Annotated in this window: 18 protein-coding genes and 1 tRNA gene; 13 read left to right on the top strand and 6 right to left on the bottom strand. The window is 58.7% G+C overall.

The annotated features are described in order from the left end of the window. Positions 1-47: 47 nt before the first annotated feature. Positions 48-869, bottom strand: coding sequence for an HDOD domain-containing protein (locus tag AC1D19_RS26805; protein ID WP_477755589.1), 822 nt, complete (start codon positions 867-869; stop codon positions 48-50). Between the two features lie 34 nt (positions 870-903). Next, positions 904-1,845, bottom strand: coding sequence for a CAF17-like 4Fe-4S cluster assembly/insertion protein YgfZ (ygfZ, locus tag AC1D19_RS26810; protein ID WP_477755590.1), 942 nt, complete (start codon positions 1,843-1,845; stop codon positions 904-906). A gap of 149 nt (positions 1,846-1,994) precedes the next feature. Between ygfZ and AC1D19_RS26815 the strand changes: the two genes are divergently transcribed. Continuing rightward, positions 1,995-2,249 carry an FAD assembly factor SdhE gene (locus tag AC1D19_RS26815; protein ID WP_477755591.1) on the top strand — a complete coding sequence of 85 codons (255 nt, stop codon included), beginning with the start codon at positions 1,995-1,997 and terminating at the stop codon, positions 2,247-2,249. Further along, on the top strand, positions 2,233-2,685 hold the full coding sequence (locus AC1D19_RS26820; protein ID WP_477765117.1) for a protein YgfX: 453 nt from the start codon (positions 2,233-2,235) through the stop codon (positions 2,683-2,685). Before AC1D19_RS26815 ends, AC1D19_RS26820 begins: the two co-directional genes overlap by 17 nt. On the opposite strand, the gene nadB is transcribed toward AC1D19_RS26820, so the two are convergent. Then, positions 2,654-4,270, bottom strand: a complete 1,617-nt coding sequence (gene nadB, locus AC1D19_RS26825) for an L-aspartate oxidase (RefSeq protein ID WP_477765118.1) — start codon at positions 4,268-4,270, stop codon at positions 2,654-2,656. The two genes, AC1D19_RS26820 and nadB, sit on opposite strands and share 32 nt — an antisense overlap. A gap of 552 nt (positions 4,271-4,822) precedes the next feature. On the opposite strand from nadB, the gene rpoE reads away from it, so the two are divergent. From rpoE to AC1D19_RS26845, 4 genes are all read left to right on the top strand, one after another. Continuing rightward, positions 4,823-5,404 (top strand): RNA polymerase sigma factor RpoE/AlgU, encoded by a 582-nt coding sequence (gene rpoE / locus AC1D19_RS26830; RefSeq protein WP_003172477.1) that lies wholly within the window; start codon positions 4,823-4,825, stop codon positions 5,402-5,404. A 31-nt stretch (positions 5,405-5,435) separates the two neighbouring features. Next, positions 5,436-6,023: a sigma-E factor negative regulatory protein gene (locus tag AC1D19_RS26835; protein WP_477765119.1), complete on the top strand. Its 588-nt coding sequence runs from the start codon at positions 5,436-5,438 to the stop codon at positions 6,021-6,023. Between the two features lie 8 nt (positions 6,024-6,031). Further along, a complete protein-coding gene (locus AC1D19_RS26840) occupies positions 6,032-6,991 on the top strand; it encodes a MucB/RseB C-terminal domain-containing protein (RefSeq protein ID WP_477765120.1) in 960 nt (319 codons plus the stop codon). Between the two features lie 178 nt (positions 6,992-7,169). Further along, positions 7,170-8,594 (top strand): DegQ family serine endoprotease, encoded by a 1,425-nt coding sequence (locus AC1D19_RS26845; protein ID WP_477760580.1) that lies wholly within the window; start codon positions 7,170-7,172, stop codon positions 8,592-8,594. A gap of 76 nt (positions 8,595-8,670) precedes the next feature. Here AC1D19_RS26845 and AC1D19_RS26850 read toward each other — a convergent pair whose 3' ends face one another. Then, a complete protein-coding gene (locus AC1D19_RS26850) occupies positions 8,671-10,104 on the bottom strand; it encodes a M48 family metalloprotease (RefSeq protein WP_477765121.1) in 1,434 nt (477 codons plus the stop codon). A gap of 98 nt (positions 10,105-10,202) precedes the next feature. Between AC1D19_RS26850 and AC1D19_RS26855 the strand changes: the two genes are divergently transcribed. Then, positions 10,203-10,442, top strand: a complete 240-nt coding sequence (locus tag AC1D19_RS26855; protein WP_007996208.1) for a sulfurtransferase TusA family protein — start codon at positions 10,203-10,205, stop codon at positions 10,440-10,442. Between the two features lie 31 nt (positions 10,443-10,473). After that, the gene (locus AC1D19_RS26860; protein ID WP_150756240.1) at positions 10,474-11,544 is read left to right on the top strand and encodes an AI-2E family transporter; all 1,071 of its coding nucleotides are present in this window, start codon (positions 10,474-10,476) and stop codon (positions 11,542-11,544) included. Positions 11,545-11,631: 87 nt separating this feature from the next. Here AC1D19_RS26860 and AC1D19_RS26865 read toward each other — a convergent pair whose 3' ends face one another. Then, positions 11,632-12,105, bottom strand: coding sequence for a peroxiredoxin (locus AC1D19_RS26865; protein ID WP_477765122.1), 474 nt, complete (start codon positions 12,103-12,105; stop codon positions 11,632-11,634). A 10-nt stretch (positions 12,106-12,115) separates the two neighbouring features. Then, entirely contained in the window at positions 12,116-12,676 is a 561-nt protein-coding gene (locus AC1D19_RS26870) for a glycine cleavage system transcriptional repressor (protein ID WP_007979776.1), read from the bottom strand. Between the two features lie 328 nt (positions 12,677-13,004). Between AC1D19_RS26870 and dapA the strand changes: the two genes are divergently transcribed. The 5 genes from dapA (at position 13,005) to AC1D19_RS26895 (ending at position 16,694) form a co-directional block, all read left to right on the top strand. After that, positions 13,005-13,883: a 4-hydroxy-tetrahydrodipicolinate synthase gene (gene dapA, locus AC1D19_RS26875; protein WP_477765123.1), complete on the top strand. Its 879-nt coding sequence runs from the start codon at positions 13,005-13,007 to the stop codon at positions 13,881-13,883. A 17-nt stretch (positions 13,884-13,900) separates the two neighbouring features. Continuing rightward, on the top strand, positions 13,901-15,016 hold the full coding sequence (gene bamC, locus AC1D19_RS26880; RefSeq protein WP_477765124.1) for an outer membrane protein assembly factor BamC: 1,116 nt from the start codon (positions 13,901-13,903) through the stop codon (positions 15,014-15,016). A 4-nt stretch (positions 15,017-15,020) separates the two neighbouring features. Next, entirely contained in the window at positions 15,021-15,779 is a 759-nt protein-coding gene (locus AC1D19_RS26885) for an MBL fold metallo-hydrolase (RefSeq protein WP_477765125.1), read from the top strand. Between the two features lie 28 nt (positions 15,780-15,807). Beyond that, complete coding sequence (gene purC, locus AC1D19_RS26890) at positions 15,808-16,521, top strand: phosphoribosylaminoimidazolesuccinocarboxamide synthase (protein WP_007944067.1); 714 nt, start codon at positions 15,808-15,810, stop codon at positions 16,519-16,521. An 83-nt stretch (positions 16,522-16,604) separates the two neighbouring features. Continuing rightward, positions 16,605-16,694, top strand: a tRNA-Ser gene (locus AC1D19_RS26895). The last annotated feature ends 463 nt before the right edge of the window (positions 16,695-17,157 follow it).

Here is a 17,157-nt window from a genome sequence, read left to right on the forward strand (position 1 = left end):
CCCTGTGGGAGCGAGCCTGCTCGCGAAGGGGGCGGCGCGGTTTTGGGTCAGTAAAACATCGTGCGTGTTTCTTCCAGGTCGGCGCACATCGTCTCGTCGTCAAAGTCGATTCCGAGTGCCTTGTAGGCCGGTACATTCAACGCATCGGCACGGGCGAGCGGGTGGTCGGTGTCCTGCAGGCAATACAGGCTGGCCACCTGCACCAGATCCACATAGTCGACCTGCGCAGACTGGCGCTTGAAGTTCAGGTATAGCTGCGGCACTTGCACCAGCATGTCGGGAAATTCCCAGACCCTGAGCAGTTTTTCGCCGATCAGCGGATGAATCTGGTCGATCACATGGTTGAGGCTGACCGGGTCGGACAGCAGCTCATAGTGATCTTCGGCGTAGGTCAGGATCGGCAGCACGCCGATCTGATGCACCAGCCCGCCAAGGGCCGCCTGATCGGGCTTGAGTCGGGTATGGCTGCGGCACAGGGCGTAGCTGACACCGGCGATTTCCAGGCTTCTACGCCAGACATCGCGCATCTTCTGTTCCACCACGTCGGAGCGGGCATGGAAAATCTGCTCCATGACCAGGCCGATCGCCAGGTTACAGCTGTAGTTGATGCCCAGGCGGGTGATCGCGGTATGCAGATCGGTCACTTCCTGGGTCGCGCGCAACAGTGGGCTGTTGACCACTTTGATCAGGCGTGCCGACAGCGCGGTATCACGGCCGATCACTTTGCTCAGGGTACTGACGCTGACTTCCGGGTTTTCCGCGGCCTTGCGAATCTGCAGAGCCACTTCCGGTAACGTTGGCAGAACCAGGTCATCGTTATTGATGGCCTCAACCAAATCCTTTTGGACCTTTTCCGCCAGTTCGCTCATTTAGTCTCTCTAGGTGTCGCGCCAAGTGCTGCCGTTATTGCTGGATTTCGCGATCGCGGTCCAGTTCATAAGGCAGGTCGAGCAGCTGCAGGGACGGCCCTTCGAGCGCGCCCAGGTGGATGTCCCCACTGTCTGCTGCTTCGGCTTGCAACACCGCCAGGAGTTCAATGTTTTGCTCGGCGCGGGCAGCCAGCACCACTTCGCCGATGGAGCTGCCGTGGGTTGGGGAAAACAGCGCGGTACCCGGTTCAGGCAACTCGCTGGCAGCCAGTTGCAGGCGATACAAGCGGCGCTTGAGTTTGCCCAGGTACTGCATGCGCGCGACGATTTCCTGCCCGGTGTAGCAACCTTTCTTGAAACTCACGCCACCGACCGCTTGCAGGTTGAGCATCTGCGGGATGAACAATTCGCGGGTACCCGGCATGACCTGGCCGATCCCTGCGCGGACCTGGCCCAGCAGCCATTGATTCAGATCGCCTTCGCTCAGCACCGCCGACAGCTTGCCTTTGACCGCATCGGCTTGACTGGCGGCAACCCACAGCTCGGCGCGGTCAGGCGAGACACGGATGGCGATCAGCCCATCGTTGCGCACGACGCTGTCGGTTTCTGCCAGCAGGTCCAGACCGAGGCTGACCAGCGCGGCGTCGCCAAGGTCAACGCCGAAGCGGACCCAGGCGGCACTTTCGTCGGTCAGTTTCGACTTGGAAAACACCGCGTATTTTTTCAGGTCCGCCAGTTGCGGCTCGAGCAATTCGGTGGCCATGGCCAAGACCACGCCGTCACCGTCGAGCAGGATACGGAAACTCGATTGCATCCGGCCTTTTTGCGTGCAGCGGGCACCGAGGCTGGCCCGGGAATCGCTCAGGTAGTTGAGGTTGCAGGTCAATTGGCCTTGCAGGAATTTGCTGGCGTCCGCGCCGCGGACCGCGAGAACACCTTCATGAGAAAGCGTGCAGAAAAAAGCAGAATCGGCCATGGGTCATCGCAGGGTAAAGAGTCTGGCGGACATCATAAGGGGGCGCCTTCGAAATGGGTAGTTCACAAAGGCTCATCGGTGCCCGACCAAAGCCGACTGTTCGACGCGGCGCGGGCCTGTATACTTGCGGCCTATTTGAGGAGCGCTCCATGGTCGAAGATGTTGAACTGAACCGCCTCTACTGGCACAGCCGCCGCGGCATGCTTGAGCTTGACGTGTTGCTGGTGCCGTTTGTGAAAGAGGTTTACCCGCACCTCAGCGAGGTTGATCGCGCCTGCTACGTCAGGTTGCTCGAATGCGAAGATCAGGACATGTTCGGCTGGTTCATGGAACGCAGCGAATCCGAGGATCCTGAACTGCAACGCATGGTTCGCATGATCCTGGACCGTGTCCAGCCCAAGTAATTCGTTCGAATGCCGCTGGCATGCCTCACGGCAGTTGCTGGCGGCGTATCTTCTGGCCCAGCTGTTCGCGTTGGGTTCGTTGTTTTTACTGTCAATTCCGCTCTGGGCCAGCACGCTCGGCGTCGTGTTGTGCGTGGCTCACGGAGTCTGGCTGTTGCCCCGGCAGATCTTGCTGACGCACCCACAGGCGTTTTGCGGCTTGCGGCGCGATGCCGATGGCTGGCAGTTGTGGAGTCGGGCCAAGGGTTGGCAGCCCGTGCAGCTAAGGCCGGACAGCCTGGCGCTGCCGTTGGTGGTGGTATTGCGTTTCCGTTTGCGTGGAGAGCGCCGGGTCAGGGCTATTTGCGTGCCCCGGGATGCGCAGGCGGCGGATGTGCACCGACGCCTGCGGGTCCGGCTCAAGTTCAGCCGACGTAGGTGGGCGGCACCAGAATAGTGTCCAGCGCGACCGGCAGCAGGTTCGGGTAGTCGAGGGTGTAATGCAGGCCACGGCTTTCCTTGCGCTCCATGGCTGACAGAATCATCAGCTCGGCCACTTGAGCCAGGTTGCGCAGCTCGATCAAATCCCGGCTGACCTTGTAGTTACTGTAGAACTCGTCGATTTCATCCAGCAACAGTCGCACGCGGTGTTGCGCCCGTTGCAGACGCTTGTTGGTGCGCACGATGCCAACGTAGTCCCACATGAAGCGCCGCAATTCATCCCAGTTGTGCGCAATGATCACGTCTTCATCGGAATCGGTGACCTGGCTCGCATCCCAGGCGGGAAGGGGGACTGGCATCGGAATCCGGGGCAGCTGTTCAAGAATGTCCGCGGCCGCCGAGCGAGCATAAACGAAACATTCCAGCAGCGAGTTGCTGGCCATGCGGTTGGCGCCGTGCAGGCCGGTGAAACTGGTTTCGCCAATGGCATACAGACCCGGCACGTCGGTGCGACCCTGTTGATCGACCATCACACCACCACAGGTGTAGTGCGCTGCCGGGACCACCGGAATCGGTTGCTTGGTGATGTCGATGGAAAATTCCAGGCAGCGTTCGTACACCGTCGGGAAGTGCGTCTTGATGAAGGCTTCGGGTTTGTGGCTGATGTCCAGATACACGCAATCGACACCCAGGCGCTTCATTTCATGATCGATGGCCCGGGCGACGATATCCCGTGGCGCCAACTCGGCCCGAGGATCGAAGCGCTGCATGAAGCGCTCGCCGTTGGGCAGCTTGAGGTGGGCACCTTCGCCTCGCAGGGCTTCGGTGACCAGGAAACTCTTGGCTTGCGGGTGATACAGGCAAGTAGGGTGGAACTGGTTGAATTCCAGGTTCGCCACCCGGCAGCCCGAGCGCCAGGCCATGGCGATGCCATCGCCGCAGGCGCCGTCAGGGTTACTGGTGTACAGGTAAACCTTGGCCGCACCACCGGAGGCGAGGATCACAAAGCGGGCGCCGTAGGTGTCGACTTCGCCGGTGCCGCGATTGAGCACATAAGCGCCGAGGCAGCGATCACCTTCCAGGCCCAGGCGTTTCTCCGTGATCAGGTCAACCGCCACCCGCTGTTCCAGCAGTTCGATGTTCGGCCGTTTCCTGGCCTGGTCGAGCAGGGTTGTGAAAATGGCTGCACCGGTGGCATCGGCGGCGTGGATGATGCGCCGATGGCTGTGACCGCCCTCGCGGGTCAGGTGGAACTCGAACCCGCCATCTTCGTTACCCGACTGTTCATCGCGGGTAAAGGGTACGCCCTGGTCGATCAGCCACTGAATGGCTTCCCTGCTGTGCTCGACAGTAAAGCGCACGGCGTCCTCATGGCACAGGCCGCCGCCGGCATTGAGCGTGTCATCGACATGGGATTCAACGGTATCGGTGTCATCCAGCACGGCCGCAACGCCGCCCTGGGCCCAGAAAGTCGAGCCATTGGCGAGGTTGCCCTTGCTCAGTACGGCAATGCGCAAATGACCGGGCAAGGTCAGCGCAAGGCTCAAGCCGGCAGCACCGCTGCCAATTACCAGAACATCGTGTTGAAACTGTTGGCTCATTTCAGGATTCCGCTCAAAGCGACCCGGGTCGGGGGTGGCGCAACTGGACTGTCGAGTCAAGGCAGCCGCACAGCCCACTAGTATATAGAGGGGGGGAGCGGCACAATACCCGAGCTGGCATGGCATTGTGAAACTACCGTGACGCAAAACATCGGTCGCTTCGTCGGATGTTTTTCTGCCCGTTGGGCGCGAGAATGACTGTATCGCCGATTTAACAGTCTTTTTCCCTTCACGGTTGCACAATGTCAGGTCGGCGCGGCTATAAATATTTGGAACTTTTGCCAAAGGGCCAAGATCAATAGACGGTTGCCTGAAACAAGGGACAGTGTCGGCTTCAGTGGAGGATTGCAGTGCGATCCTTGCCGAAGAATCCGATGACAAGATTATCCGCGCAGCCGGGTCAACTCGTGCTGCGCTTTTCGTGCGTGCCAAATCAGAGCCCGCAGGAAACTTGCCTGGAGGGGGAGAACTTTTGCGAAAAGCCCGAGTCTATGTTTGCAAGTCTGGTGGTTTACTTCTGCAAGCCTCCTCCGAGCTCATCGAGGAGTGTTCATGCTAACCCAGGAAGAGGATCAGCAACTGGTCGAGCGCGTTCAGCGCGGCGACAAGCGTGCTTTCGATCTGCTAGTGCTGAAATACCAGCACAAAATTCTCGGGTTGATCGTGCGTTTCGTGCACGACACCCATGAAGCCCAGGATGTGGCACAAGAAGCCTTTATCAAGGCGTACCGTGCACTTGGAAATTTTCGCGGAGACAGCGCGTTTTATACGTGGCTTTACCGCATCGCCATCAACACGGCGAAAAACTATCTGGTTTCACGCGGCCGTCGGCCGCCGGATAGCGATGTCAGTTCCGAGGATGCAGAGTTCTACGATGGCGATCATGGCCTCAAGGATCTCGAGTCGCCAGAACGGGCTTTGCTGCGGGATGAGATCGAGGGCACCGTCCATCGAACCATTCAGCAACTGCCGGAAGATTTGCGTACGGCTTTAACTTTACGTGAGTTTGATGGTCTGAGTTACGAGGACATTGCGAGCGTCATGCAATGTCCGGTAGGCACCGTGCGCTCCCGGATCTTCCGCGCCCGGGAGGCCATCGACAAAGCCCTGCAGCCGTTGTTGCAGGAAAACTAAAGACAGCGGCGACAGCCAAGAGAGGAACGCCATGAGTCGTGAAGCCCTGCAGGAATCGCTGTCCGCAGTGATGGATAACGAAGCGGACGAATTGGAATTGCGTCGGGTATTGAATGCCTGTGACGATGTTGAAACCCGTGAAACCTGGGCTCGTTATCAGATCGCTCGGGCAGTGATGCACAAGGATCTGCTGCTTCCACGTCTGGACATCGCTGCGGCTGTTTCTGCTGCCTTGGCTGACGAAGCCGTACCGGCAAAACCTTCCCGTGGTCCATGGCGCAGCCTGGGTCGTCTGGCGGTCGCAGCTTCCGTGACCCTGGCGGTGCTGGCCGGTGTGCGTCTGTACAACCAGGATGAGATCGCCGGCGTCGAACTGGCCCAGCAATCCAATCAACCCGAACTGGCCGTTCCTCAAGTAAAAGGCCCTGCTGTTCTGGCAGGCTACAAGGAGAGTTCGCAAGCTACCGGCCCAATGGCCAATGGCGTTTTGCAAGGTCAGCCAGGCTGGCACGACCAGCGTCTGCCAGGTTACTTGCGCCAACATGCACAACAGGCTGCACTGAAAGGCACTGAGAGCGCTCTGCCTTACGCTCGTGCCGCAAGTCTGGAAAACCGTTAAGGAGGATCATGCGCGCCATACCTCTACTTTCGCTTCTGCTCAGCGGCTGGTTCATTGTTCCAGCCCAAGCCGATGATGCCCAGGACTGGTTGAGCCGCCTGGGTCAGGCAGAGCAACAGCAAAGCTTTCAGGGTACTTTCGTCTACGAGCGTAACGGTAGTTTTTCTACCCATAACATCTGGCACCGCGTCCAGGATGGAAAGGTCCGCGAGCGATTGATCCAGCTCGACGGTTCCGCTCAGGAAGTCGTTCGCATTGATGGGCAAACTCAATGCGTCAGCGGCACACTGATAGCAGGGCTTGGGGACTCACCCAACTCCGCTGCCCGTGCACTCGATCCTCAGAAGCTCAAGAATTGGTATGACCTCGCCGTCATTGGCAAGTCGCGTGTCGCCGGGCGTTCGGCGGTGATCGTATCGCTGACACCCCGTGATCAACACCGCTACGGTTTTGAACTGCATCTGGATAAAGAAACCGGCCTGCCTCTGAAGTCTTTGCTATTGGACGACAAGGGGCGGTTGTTGGAGCGCTTCCAGTTCACACAACTGGATACCGCTGACGTTCCTTCCGAAAAAGACCTGCAGGCCAGTAATGATTGCAAGCCAGTCAATCTCGAAAGTGACAAGGCTTCTGCCGTCAAGTCTGCCCAGGTCTGGCGTTCCGACTGGTTGCCGCCCGGCTTCGAGTTGACCAGCAGCACCGCTCGCAAGGATCCGGAGACCAAAACCCAGGTCAATAGCCTGATGTATGACGATGGTCTGACGCGCTTTTCGGTATTCCTCGAACCGTTGAATGGCGCAACCGTCACCGACACCCGCACTCAGTTGGGGCCGACCGTTGCGGTTTCCCGGCGCTTGAGCACGGCACAGGGTGAGATGATGGTGACCGTCGTCGGTGAGATACCGGTCGGTACCGCTGAGCGGATAGCGCTTTCGATGCGTACCGACGCCGCTGCAACCAAGCAGTGAGCTGAATTCGAAATGTTTCGTGAGCATTTCAATTTGCAAAAAAACCGTAAATTTCTTATAGGTCAGAGCCCCTCGGCTCTGGCCTTGTTTGTTGTTCCCGGAACAAAAATACCGGCGTATTGTTCCCGGTGTTCCTTGCTCCATATCGCTTAACCCTGCTCGTCGTAACGGGAGCCGTATGTCGATACCACGCTTGAAGTCTTACCTTTCCATTATTGCCACTGTGCTGGTGCTCGGTCAGGCGGTCACCGCCCAAGCGGTCGAGTTGCCTGACTTTACGCAATTGGTCGAACAGGCCTCGCCTGCAGTCGTGAACATCAGTACCACGCAAAAGCTGCCGGATCGCAAAGTCAGCCAACAAATGCCCGACCTCGAAGGCTTGCCGCCAATGTTGCGCGAATTCTTCGAACGGGGCATGCCGCCACAATCGCGCTCACCTCGCGACCGACAGCGCGAGGCAACGTCCCTGGGCTCGGGTTTCATCATCTCTACTGATGGTTATATCCTGACCAACAACCACGTGATCGCCGATGCTGACGAAATCCTCGTCCGCCTGGCTGATCGCAGCGAAATGAAAGCCAAGCTGATCGGTACTGATCCACGTTCCGACGTGGCGCTGCTGAAAATCGAAGGCAAGGATCTGCCAGTGCTCAAGCTCGGTAAATCCCAGGACCTGAAGGCTGGCCAATGGGTTGTCGCGATTGGTTCGCCATTCGGCTTTGACCACACGGTGACCCAGGGCATCGTCAGTGCCGTCGGTCGCAGTCTGCCGAACGAAAACTATGTACCGTTCATCCAGACCGACGTACCGATCAACCCGGGTAACTCGGGCGGCCCGCTGTTCAACCTGAACGGTGAGGTGGTCGGGATCAACTCGCAGATCTACACCCGCTCCGGTGGCTTCATGGGTGTGTCGTTTGCAATCCCGATCGACGTGGCCATGGATGTTTCCAATCAGCTGAAATCCGGTGGCAAGGTCAGCCGTGGCTGGCTGGGTGTCGTGATTCAGGAAGTGAGCAAGGACCTGGCCGAGTCGTTCGGTCTGGAGAAGCCGGCGGGTGCGTTGGTTGCTCAGATCCAGGATGATGGCCCGGCTGCCAAGGGTGGTCTGCAAGTCGGCGACGTGATCCTGAGCATGAACGGTCAGCCAATCGTTATGTCGGCCGACCTGCCGCACCTCGTTGGCGCATTGAAGGCTGGTGCAAAAGCCAATCTGGAAGTGATTCGTGACGGCAAGCGCAAGAATGTCGAACTGACCGTCGGTGCAATTCCGGAAGAAGGCAAGGAGATGGGCGCCGAGCCAAAATCCAGCATCGAGCGCAGCAGCAATCGCCTCGGTGTTTCCGTGGTCGAGCTGACTGACGACCAGAAGAAAACATACGACCTCAAAGGTGGTGTGGTGATCAAGGAAGTGCAGGACGGTCCTGCCGCTCTGATCGGCTTGCAGCCGGGTGATGTGATCACCCACCTGAACAACCAGGCCATCGGTTCCACCAAGGAGTTCGCGGACATCGCCAAGGCGCTGCCAAAGAACCGCTCGGTGTCGATGCGGGTACTGCGTCAGGGGCGAGCGAGCTTCATCACCTTCAAACTGGCTGAATAACCCGGTTGTTGGTTGAATGAGAAACCGCCTCGAAAGAGGCGGTTTTTTTTGTCCGGACTTTTTTTCTCCGGGGGCGTCAGCCCATCATGTCCTTGATCATGCGCTCTTGTTCCATCAGCTCACGTTGCCGTGCGTCGATCCGCGAAGACAGCGGGAAGTTCGTGCCGGCCTTGCGTTTGGCGAAGTCCAGTTGCTGAATGGCCTGTTTGTAGTCCCCGACCAGCGCAAAATACTCGGCACGAGCCTGATGCAGACCGATGATATTGCCCGACAGGCCGCGCGTCTCGGCAACCTGATACCACACGTCCGGATCATCCGGACGGGACTTGAGCAGGCCTTCGAGGGCTTTCTCCGCATCGGCAGTACGGTTCTGCTTGAGCAGCAGGTCGACTCGCACTTGGTTCAGCGGGTAGTTGCCAGAGTATTGGCCCATCAACCGGTCAACCCGGGACTGGGCATCCGTCAGGCGATTGTTGGTGATATCCAGATCGACCTGAGCCAGGTTGTAGATGATTTCGTTGGGTGACTTGGCCAGCAACTGCTTGAGGTTTTCCCGTGCTTCGTTCAGTTGGCCGCCCTTGATCTGGGCGATCGCCAAGCCGTAGCGTGCTACGTCGTTTTTCGGGTTCTCGTCGAGCTGGGCGCGGAAGCGCTTGGCACCGAGCCCCGGGGTTTCTTCATAGATCAGTTGGACGCGTGCGCGGATCAGTTGATAGCGCATGCTGTCTTCGATACCTCCCTTTGGAAACTGTTCGGCGCGGTTGCGGGTGTCGGCGATACGCGATTCGGTGACCGGGTGAGTCAGCAGAAATTCCGGTGGCTTGGCATCGTAGCGGTACTGACGCCCCAGGCGCTCGAACATACTGGGCATCGAGCGGGGATCGTAACCGGCCTTTTCCAGATTGAGGATGCCGATACGGTCGGCTTCCTGCTCGTTCTGCCGGGAGAATCGCCGCTGTTCCTGGATGGCTGCGGCCTGTGTGCCGGCAATGGCTGCAATCCCGGCGTTACCGCCACCTGCGGCTGCCACCACGATACCCGCCAGCAATGCAGCCATCATGGGTACTTGCATGCGTTGCTGCGCTTCGACGCCCCGGGCAAAGTGGCGTTGCGACAAGTGAGCCAGTTCGTGCGCCAGTACCGAAGCGTATTCGCCTTCGGTCTGGGCGTAGAGGAACAAGCCACCGTTCACCCCGACGATCCCGCCCGGCGCGGCAAAGGCGTTGAGCTGCGGGCTGTTGATCAGGATGAACTCCAGGCGCCGGTCAGTGACCTGGCTGGTCTCCAACAGTTGGTAGACGCTGGATTCCACGTAATTCTTGAGTTGCGGATCGTTGAGCTGTGAAACCTGACTGCGCAACATGGCCAGCCAGGCGCGGCCGAGCTGGTATTCCTGTTGCGGTGAGACAATGGCAGAACTGGCGTCGCCGAGTGACGGCAGGTCGTCGGCGAAGCCCGGTGAGGCGAGCAGGCAAGCGAGCGTCAGCAGGGTAGGGCGCAAAAATGTCATGCACAAAGCCTTAGTCGACAAAGATCTTACTGTAGCCGGACACCGGCGTTGCGACCAGATATTCTAGGCAACTCAACCACCTGACCCGGAGTGATGCAATGACCGACGCTGTAGAGCATGACGTTGAACTGGACGCCAGTGGCCTGAATTGCCCGTTGCCGTTGCTCAAGGCCAAGATGGAGCTCAACCGGCTGGCCAGTGGTGCGGTGCTCAAGGTCATCGCCACCGATGCAGGTTCGCAGCGCGACTTTCGCACCTTTGCGCGATTGGCCGGTCATACCCTGCTTCGTGAAGAAGATGACGCGGGTGTTTACCGCTACTGGTTGAAAAAAGCCTGAAATCGGCTGCGTTTGCTCCTAAGGATTATTGATGTTCAAAGTGTTACGCGACTGGATTCAGCGCTATTTTTCCGATGAAGAAGCGGTGGTGCTGGCTGTCCTGCTGTTTCTGGCGTTCACCGTCGTGCTGACCCTGGGCGGTATGCTGGCGCCGGTGCTCGCGGGCATGGTGCTGGCGTATCTGATGCAGGGGCTGGTGGTGACCCTCGAGCGCCTGCGGGTGCCGGGTTGGGTCGCGGTGGGGCTGGTCTTTGCGTTATTCATGGGGTTGTTGCTGGTATTCATCGTGGTGGTCGTGCCGTTGCTCTGGCACCAACTGATCACGTTGTTCAACGAGTTGCCCGGCATGCTTGCCAAGTGGCAGTCGCTGTTGTTGCTGCTGCCCGAACGCTATCCGCATCTGGTATCCGATGAGCAAGTGCTGCGGGCTATCGAAGTGGCGCGGGGCGAAATCGGCAAGTTTGGTCAGTGGGCGCTTACGTTCTCGCTATCGAGCCTGCCATTGCTGGTGAACATCATGATCTATCTGGTGCTGGTGCCGATCCTGGTGTTTTTCTTCCTCAAGGATCGGGCCATGATCGGCCAATGGGTTCGCGGTTACCTGCCCCGTGAACGGGCGTTGATCACCCGGGTCGCCCATGAAATGAACCGGCAGATCGCCAATTACATTCGCGGCAAGGTCATCGAAATCTTCATTTGCGGTGGCGTGACCTACATCGCCTTCGTTGTTCTTGAGCTCAACTACGCGGCGCTGCTGGCACTGCTGGTGGGGATTTCGGTGGTGGTGCCTTACGTCGGCGCCGTGGTGGTGACCGTGCCCGTGTTTCTGATTGCGCTGTTCCAGTGGGGCTGGAGCGATCAGTTCATATACTTGATGGCGGTCTACGGGATCATTCAGACGCTGGACGGCAACGTGCTGGTGCCATTGCTGTTCTCGGAGGCGGTCAACCTGCACCCGGTGGCGATCATCTGCGCAGTGCTGCTGTTTGGCGGGTTGTGGGGCTTCTGGGGGGTATTCTTTGCAATTCCCCTGGCGACGCTGTTCAAGGCAGTGCTGGATGCCTGGCCGCGCAAGGAGCCGGAGGTGGCGCCATTGCTTTAGATTGTAAAAAGATCGCAGCCTGCGGCAGCTCCTACAGAGAAATGCGTAATCCTGTAGGAGCTGCCGCAGGCTGCGATCTTTTAAAGGTCAGGCTTTATTCAGGTCTTGAGCGGCAGCCAGCACCGCATCAACATGCCCCGGCACCTTCACGCCGCGCCATTCCTGACGCAACACGCCTTTGGCGTCGATCAGGAAGGTGCTGCGATCCACGCCCATGTATTCCTTGCCGTAGAGCTTTTTCAGCTTGATCACGTCGAACAGCTGGCAGATGGCTTCCTCCTTGTCGCTGATCAGCTCAAAGGGGAATTCCTGCTTGCATTTGAAGTTCTCGTGGGATTTCAGGCTGTCGCGAGACACACCGAACACTTCGGTATTGGCGGCCTTGAACGCTGCATACTGATCACGAAAGCCTTGCCCCTCGGTCGTGCAACCCGGCGTGCTGTCCTTGGGGTAGAAGTAGATCACCACCTGCTTGCCTTTCAGGCCAGCGAGGCTGACGGTGTGCCCGCTGGTGGCGGGGGCTTGGAAATCGGCAACCGGTTGGTCGATGGCAACGGCCATGAAAGCTTCCTTACATTGGGTTCTGTGGGCGCCAGGGTTCGATCAGGGCATCGAGGTTCAGCGCGTCGGCAAAATCCAGGAACTGATCGCGCAGCCAGCTGATTTGCACGCCGGCCGGCAAGGTCACGGTAAACGTGGCGTTGAGCATGGTGCCGCCGGTCTGCGGAGCCTGGTAGGTGTCGCAGGTCAGGTTTTCCAGCTCGACATTGTGGTCCATGAAGAACTGGCACAGCTCGTTGATGATGTCCGAGCGGTAGGCCGAGCTGACATAGGCGACGTACGGCAGGGCCTGGGGGCGATTTTCCAGGGCCGCGCTACGCACCACGTTGACCGTGAACGCATGCCGCTTGGCCAACACTGGCAGGCTGCCTTCCAGGCGTGCCAGGGCATCCCAGCTACCGGAGATTTCCAGTACCAGCGCACTGCATTCGCCATGGCGGGTCAGGCGAGAGGTGACAACGGCGCAGCGGTTTTCATGGCTGGCGCGGCACAGGACGTTGGTCAGCTCCATGGGGTTGGCGCCGAGGGCACTGATAACAAGGAATTGTTCGCGAACTGTGGGGGTGGACATGCAGCATTCCTAAAGCGATGAGCGGTCGATACGTCAAAGGGCTGATTTATCGGGAGCGAGCCTGCGGATGCGAACTCAGAAAGCCCCAAGTGACAGGTTGCGACATGCTCCGGCAGGGCGGGAGCGAGGCGTGGCAACGCTGGATCAGGGCTTGTGATGCCGAAAATGGAGGCTGAAACCCGACGGACGAGCTTGTCTGTACCGATCAAAGTCTGAAGGGTAGCGAAAACCGGCGCCAAGGGGAATGGCGGCAGCACAGTACTTCGCTTGTGCAAGCATCTTGGCGCCAGTACCATTACGGCTCTCTTTTTCCGGCAGGAGCGGTTTCATGATTGCGGGCAGTATGGTGGCACTGGTCACACCCATGGATGCACAGGGGCGTCTTGACTGGGACAGCCTCAGCAAACTCGTGGACTTCCACCTTGAAAACGGCACCCATGCCATTGTCGCCGTCGGCACCACCGGCGAATCGGCAACCCTCGACGTCAACGAGCACATTGCAGTCATCCGTGCTGTGGTCAAGCAGGTCAATGGCCGCATTCCGGTGATCGCCGGCACCGGCGCCAATTCGACCCGCGAAGCTGTCGAATTGACCCGTAACGCCAAGGAAGCCGGCGCCGATGCCTGCCTGCTGGTAGTGCCGTACTACAACAAGCCGACCCAGGAAGGCCTGTACCTGCACTTCAAGCACATCGCCGAATCGGTCGACATCCCGCAGATTCTCTATAACGTTCCCGGCCGCACCTCCTGCGACATGCAGGCCGAAACCGTGATCCGTCTGTCCACCGTGCCGAACATCATCGGTATCAAGGAAGCGACCGGCGACCTCAAGCGCGCCAAGGCCATCCTCGACGGCGTGAACAAGGACTTCATCGTCCTTTCCGGCGATGATCCTACCGCGGTCGAGCTGATCCTGATGGGCGGCAAGGGCAACATCTCCGTCACCGCCAACGTCGCGCCGCGTGAAATGGCCGATCTTTGCGAGGCCGCCCTCAAGGGGGATGCCGAGACTGCACGGGCAATCAACGAAAAACTGATGCCGCTGCACAAGGACCTGTTCATCGAAGCCAACCCGATTCCGGTGAAGTGGGCTTTGGTTGAAATGGGCCTGATGCACGAAGGCATTCGCCTGCCGTTGACCTGGCTGAGCGCACCTTGTCACGAAACGCTGCGCAAGGCCCTGCGCCAGTGCGGCGTCCTGGTTTAATTGAGGAAGTACAACGCATGAAGCGAATGGCCGGACTTTCCGCACTTGCCTTGATTATCTCCAGCACCAGTGGCTGTGGATGGATCTGGGGCCCGGAAGGTTATTTCCGTGACCGTGGTAGCGATTACCTGGAAGCGCAACAGACTGCACCGATGCAAATACCGCAGGATGTCCGTACCGCCAAGCGTCTGGATCCGCTGTTGCCGATCCCGCGCAACGTGGCCGATGACACCGCCAAGGGCGAATACGTTGTTCCTCGTCCTCAGCCGCTGACGGCGGGTGCCGACGCCAGTGCCTACTCCCTGCAGAAGAGCGGCGGCTCCAGCTCCATCCTGGCTCAGAACCCGCCGGCCGAAGTCTGGCCTGTGGCCGTTCAGTTCTTCCAGGACAATGGCTTCCGTCTGGATGAACAGCGTCCGCAAACCGGCGAATTCTCCACGACCTGGCAGCATTCCGACGAACTGTCCGCCGCCATGGGCAAACGCCTGAGCGCGGCCGGCGTCAGCACGGACAGCGAAACCCGCGTGCGGGTGCGCATCGAGCCGGGTGTGCAGCGCAACACCAGTGAAGTCTATGTGGTCAGCGCCGAGCGTCCTGCCGGCAGCACCGCTGACGTGGCCTTCACCAACCGTTCGGTCAACACTGGTCTGGACGCGGCACTGGTCGACGATATGCTCTCGAGCATGAGCCGTATCTCGGAGAAGGGCGGTTCGGTTTCCATGTTGGCTTCACGTGATTTCGACGCGCCTAGCCGTGTCAGCCTGAGCGAAGACGGCAGCGGCAACCCTGTGCTCAACGTCGGTACCGACCTGGATCGTGCCTGGTCGAGCGTCGGTCGTGCGCTGGAACAAGGCGAATGGCGTGTTGAAGACATCAACCGCAGCCTGGGCCTGTACTACATCAACCTGGCCGAAAAAGCCGAGAAGAAAGACGACAAGCCAGGCTTCTTCAGTAGCCTGTTCGGCAGCGCGCCGAGCAAGGAAGAGCTGGATGCCCGCGCCGAGCGTTATCAGGTTCGCCTGAGCAAGGTTGGCGAGAACGTCCAGGTCACCGTCGAGAAAAACATCAACACCGTGGCGCCGCCAGATGTAGCGCGTAAAGTGTTGAGCAAGATTCAGGACAACCTGGGCTGATCCTATGCGTTTTGCCGTTCTCGGCAGCGGTAGTCAAGGGAACGGCACGCTGATAGCCAGCGCTGATACGTATGTATTGGTGGATTGTGGTTTTTCCCTGCGGGAAACCGAAAAACGCCTGCTGCGCCTGGGTGTGAACCCTGCGCAGCTGAGCGCGATACTCGTGACCCACGAACATGCCGACCACGTGCATGGCGTGGGTTTGCTGTCTCGGCGCTACAATCTGCCTGTCTACCTCAGTCGCGGGACGTTGCGCGGGATGCGCAAACCGATTGAGCCCGCAGGCTTTCTGGCTGGCGGCGAACAGCTGCAAATCGGCGACTTGAGCATCGGTGTCATTGCCGTGGCCCACGATGCACAAGAACCGACGCAATATGTTTTCAGTGACGGTGAGCGGCGCTTCGGCCTGTTGACCGACCTGGGGTCGTATTGCGACAAGGTGCTGGACGGCTATCGGAACCTCGATGCGTTGATGATCGAGTCCAATCACTGCCGTGACATGCTGGCTCGTGGTCATTACCCGTACTTTCTCAAGCAACGGGTAGGCGGTGAATTGGGACATTTGAATAACCACCAGGCGGCATTCCTGGTGGCCGAGCTGGGCTGGAAAGACCTGCAACACCTGGTCCTGGCCCATCTGAGCAGCAAGAACAACCTGCCGCAGCTGGCCCGGCAATGTTTTGTCGACACCCTCGGGTGCGACCCGGACTGGCTGCAACTGGCCGATCAAGATTCAGGGCTCGACTGGCGACACATCGCCTAGCCCATCTACTTAGCAAGCGGAGCCCATCATGGAAAAACGTGAAGAACTCTACCGCGGCAAAGCCAAATCGGTTTACAAGACCGACGACGCTAACCGTCTGATCCTGCTGTTTCGCAACGACACCTCGGCGTTCGACGGCAAGCGCATCGAACAGCTCGACCGCAAAGGCATGGTGAACAACAAGTTCAACGCCTTCATCATGCAGAAGCTTGAAGCTGCTGGCGTGCCGACCCAATTCGACAAGCTGCTGGGCGACAACGAATGCCTGGTGAAGAAGCTCGACATGATCCCGGTCGAGTGCGTCGTGCGTAACTACGCCGCTGGCAGCCTGGTCAAGCGTCTGGGTGTCGAAGAGGGCATGAAGCTCAACCCTTACACCTTCGAGCTGTTCCTGAAGGACGATGCCAAGGGCGACCCGTTCATTAACGAATCCCACGTCGTGGCTTTCGGTTGGGGGACCGCCGAGCAGCTGGTTCGCATGAAAGAGCTGTCGCTCAAGGTCAACGAAGTCCTGAGCAAACTGTTCGACGACGCCGGCCTGCTGCTGGTCGACTTCAAACTGGAATTCGGCGTGTTCCACGATGGCTCCATCGTGCTGGGCGACGAATTCAGCCCGGACGGCTGCCGTCTGTGGGACAAGGCGACCGGCAAGAAAATGGACAAGGACCGCTTCCGTCAGGGCCTCGGTGACGTCATCGAAGCCTACGAAGAAGTCGCCAATCGTCTGGGCGTACCGCTTTAACCGACGCAAGCATCTGAAAGCACAGAAATATTTCGCTTAGGGGGTTCGCTTCCGGCGAAAGTGTTGTTATGATGCGCGCCGTTGGAGAGATGCCAGAGTGGCCGAATGGGACGGATTCGAAATCCGTTGTACCTTCACCGGTACCTAGGGTTCGAATCCCTATCTCTCCGCCATTATTGAATAAGACTAAGCCCCTGAAATGGTTAAACATTTCAGGGGCTTTTTCGTTTCTGTCATATTGATCAGGGTATTTCGTGCCCGGCATGCCGGGCTAGTCCGTTCCGGCCCCTGCATTCTCGACGCGATACCTGCCATTCTCTCGGGATCCTTGAGTATTCATTTGCCGGAGTGTTTTCTCATCGTTGTTGTGCCTGCATGTCCAGGCGACGTGGTTTGGGCTCTCTGCTGCCCCGATGCCTTATATAGACGCTGGAGGTTTTCATGGTGGCAACCCCGGGCGCTTTGGTAAGGAAGAAGAATTTTCAGGTGGAGGGGTTGACCACGTATTTTAATACTGTACTATTCGCCTCCCGCTAACGAGCAGCTTGATGTTGTTCTTGGCTTAAGTAGTTGATTTTGTTGAAAAATCAGAAACTTTTAAGGTTGCAAATTGAAAAGATGCGCTGTAAGATGCGC

The organism is Pseudomonas sp. P1_C12 (genome assembly GCF_056406435.1).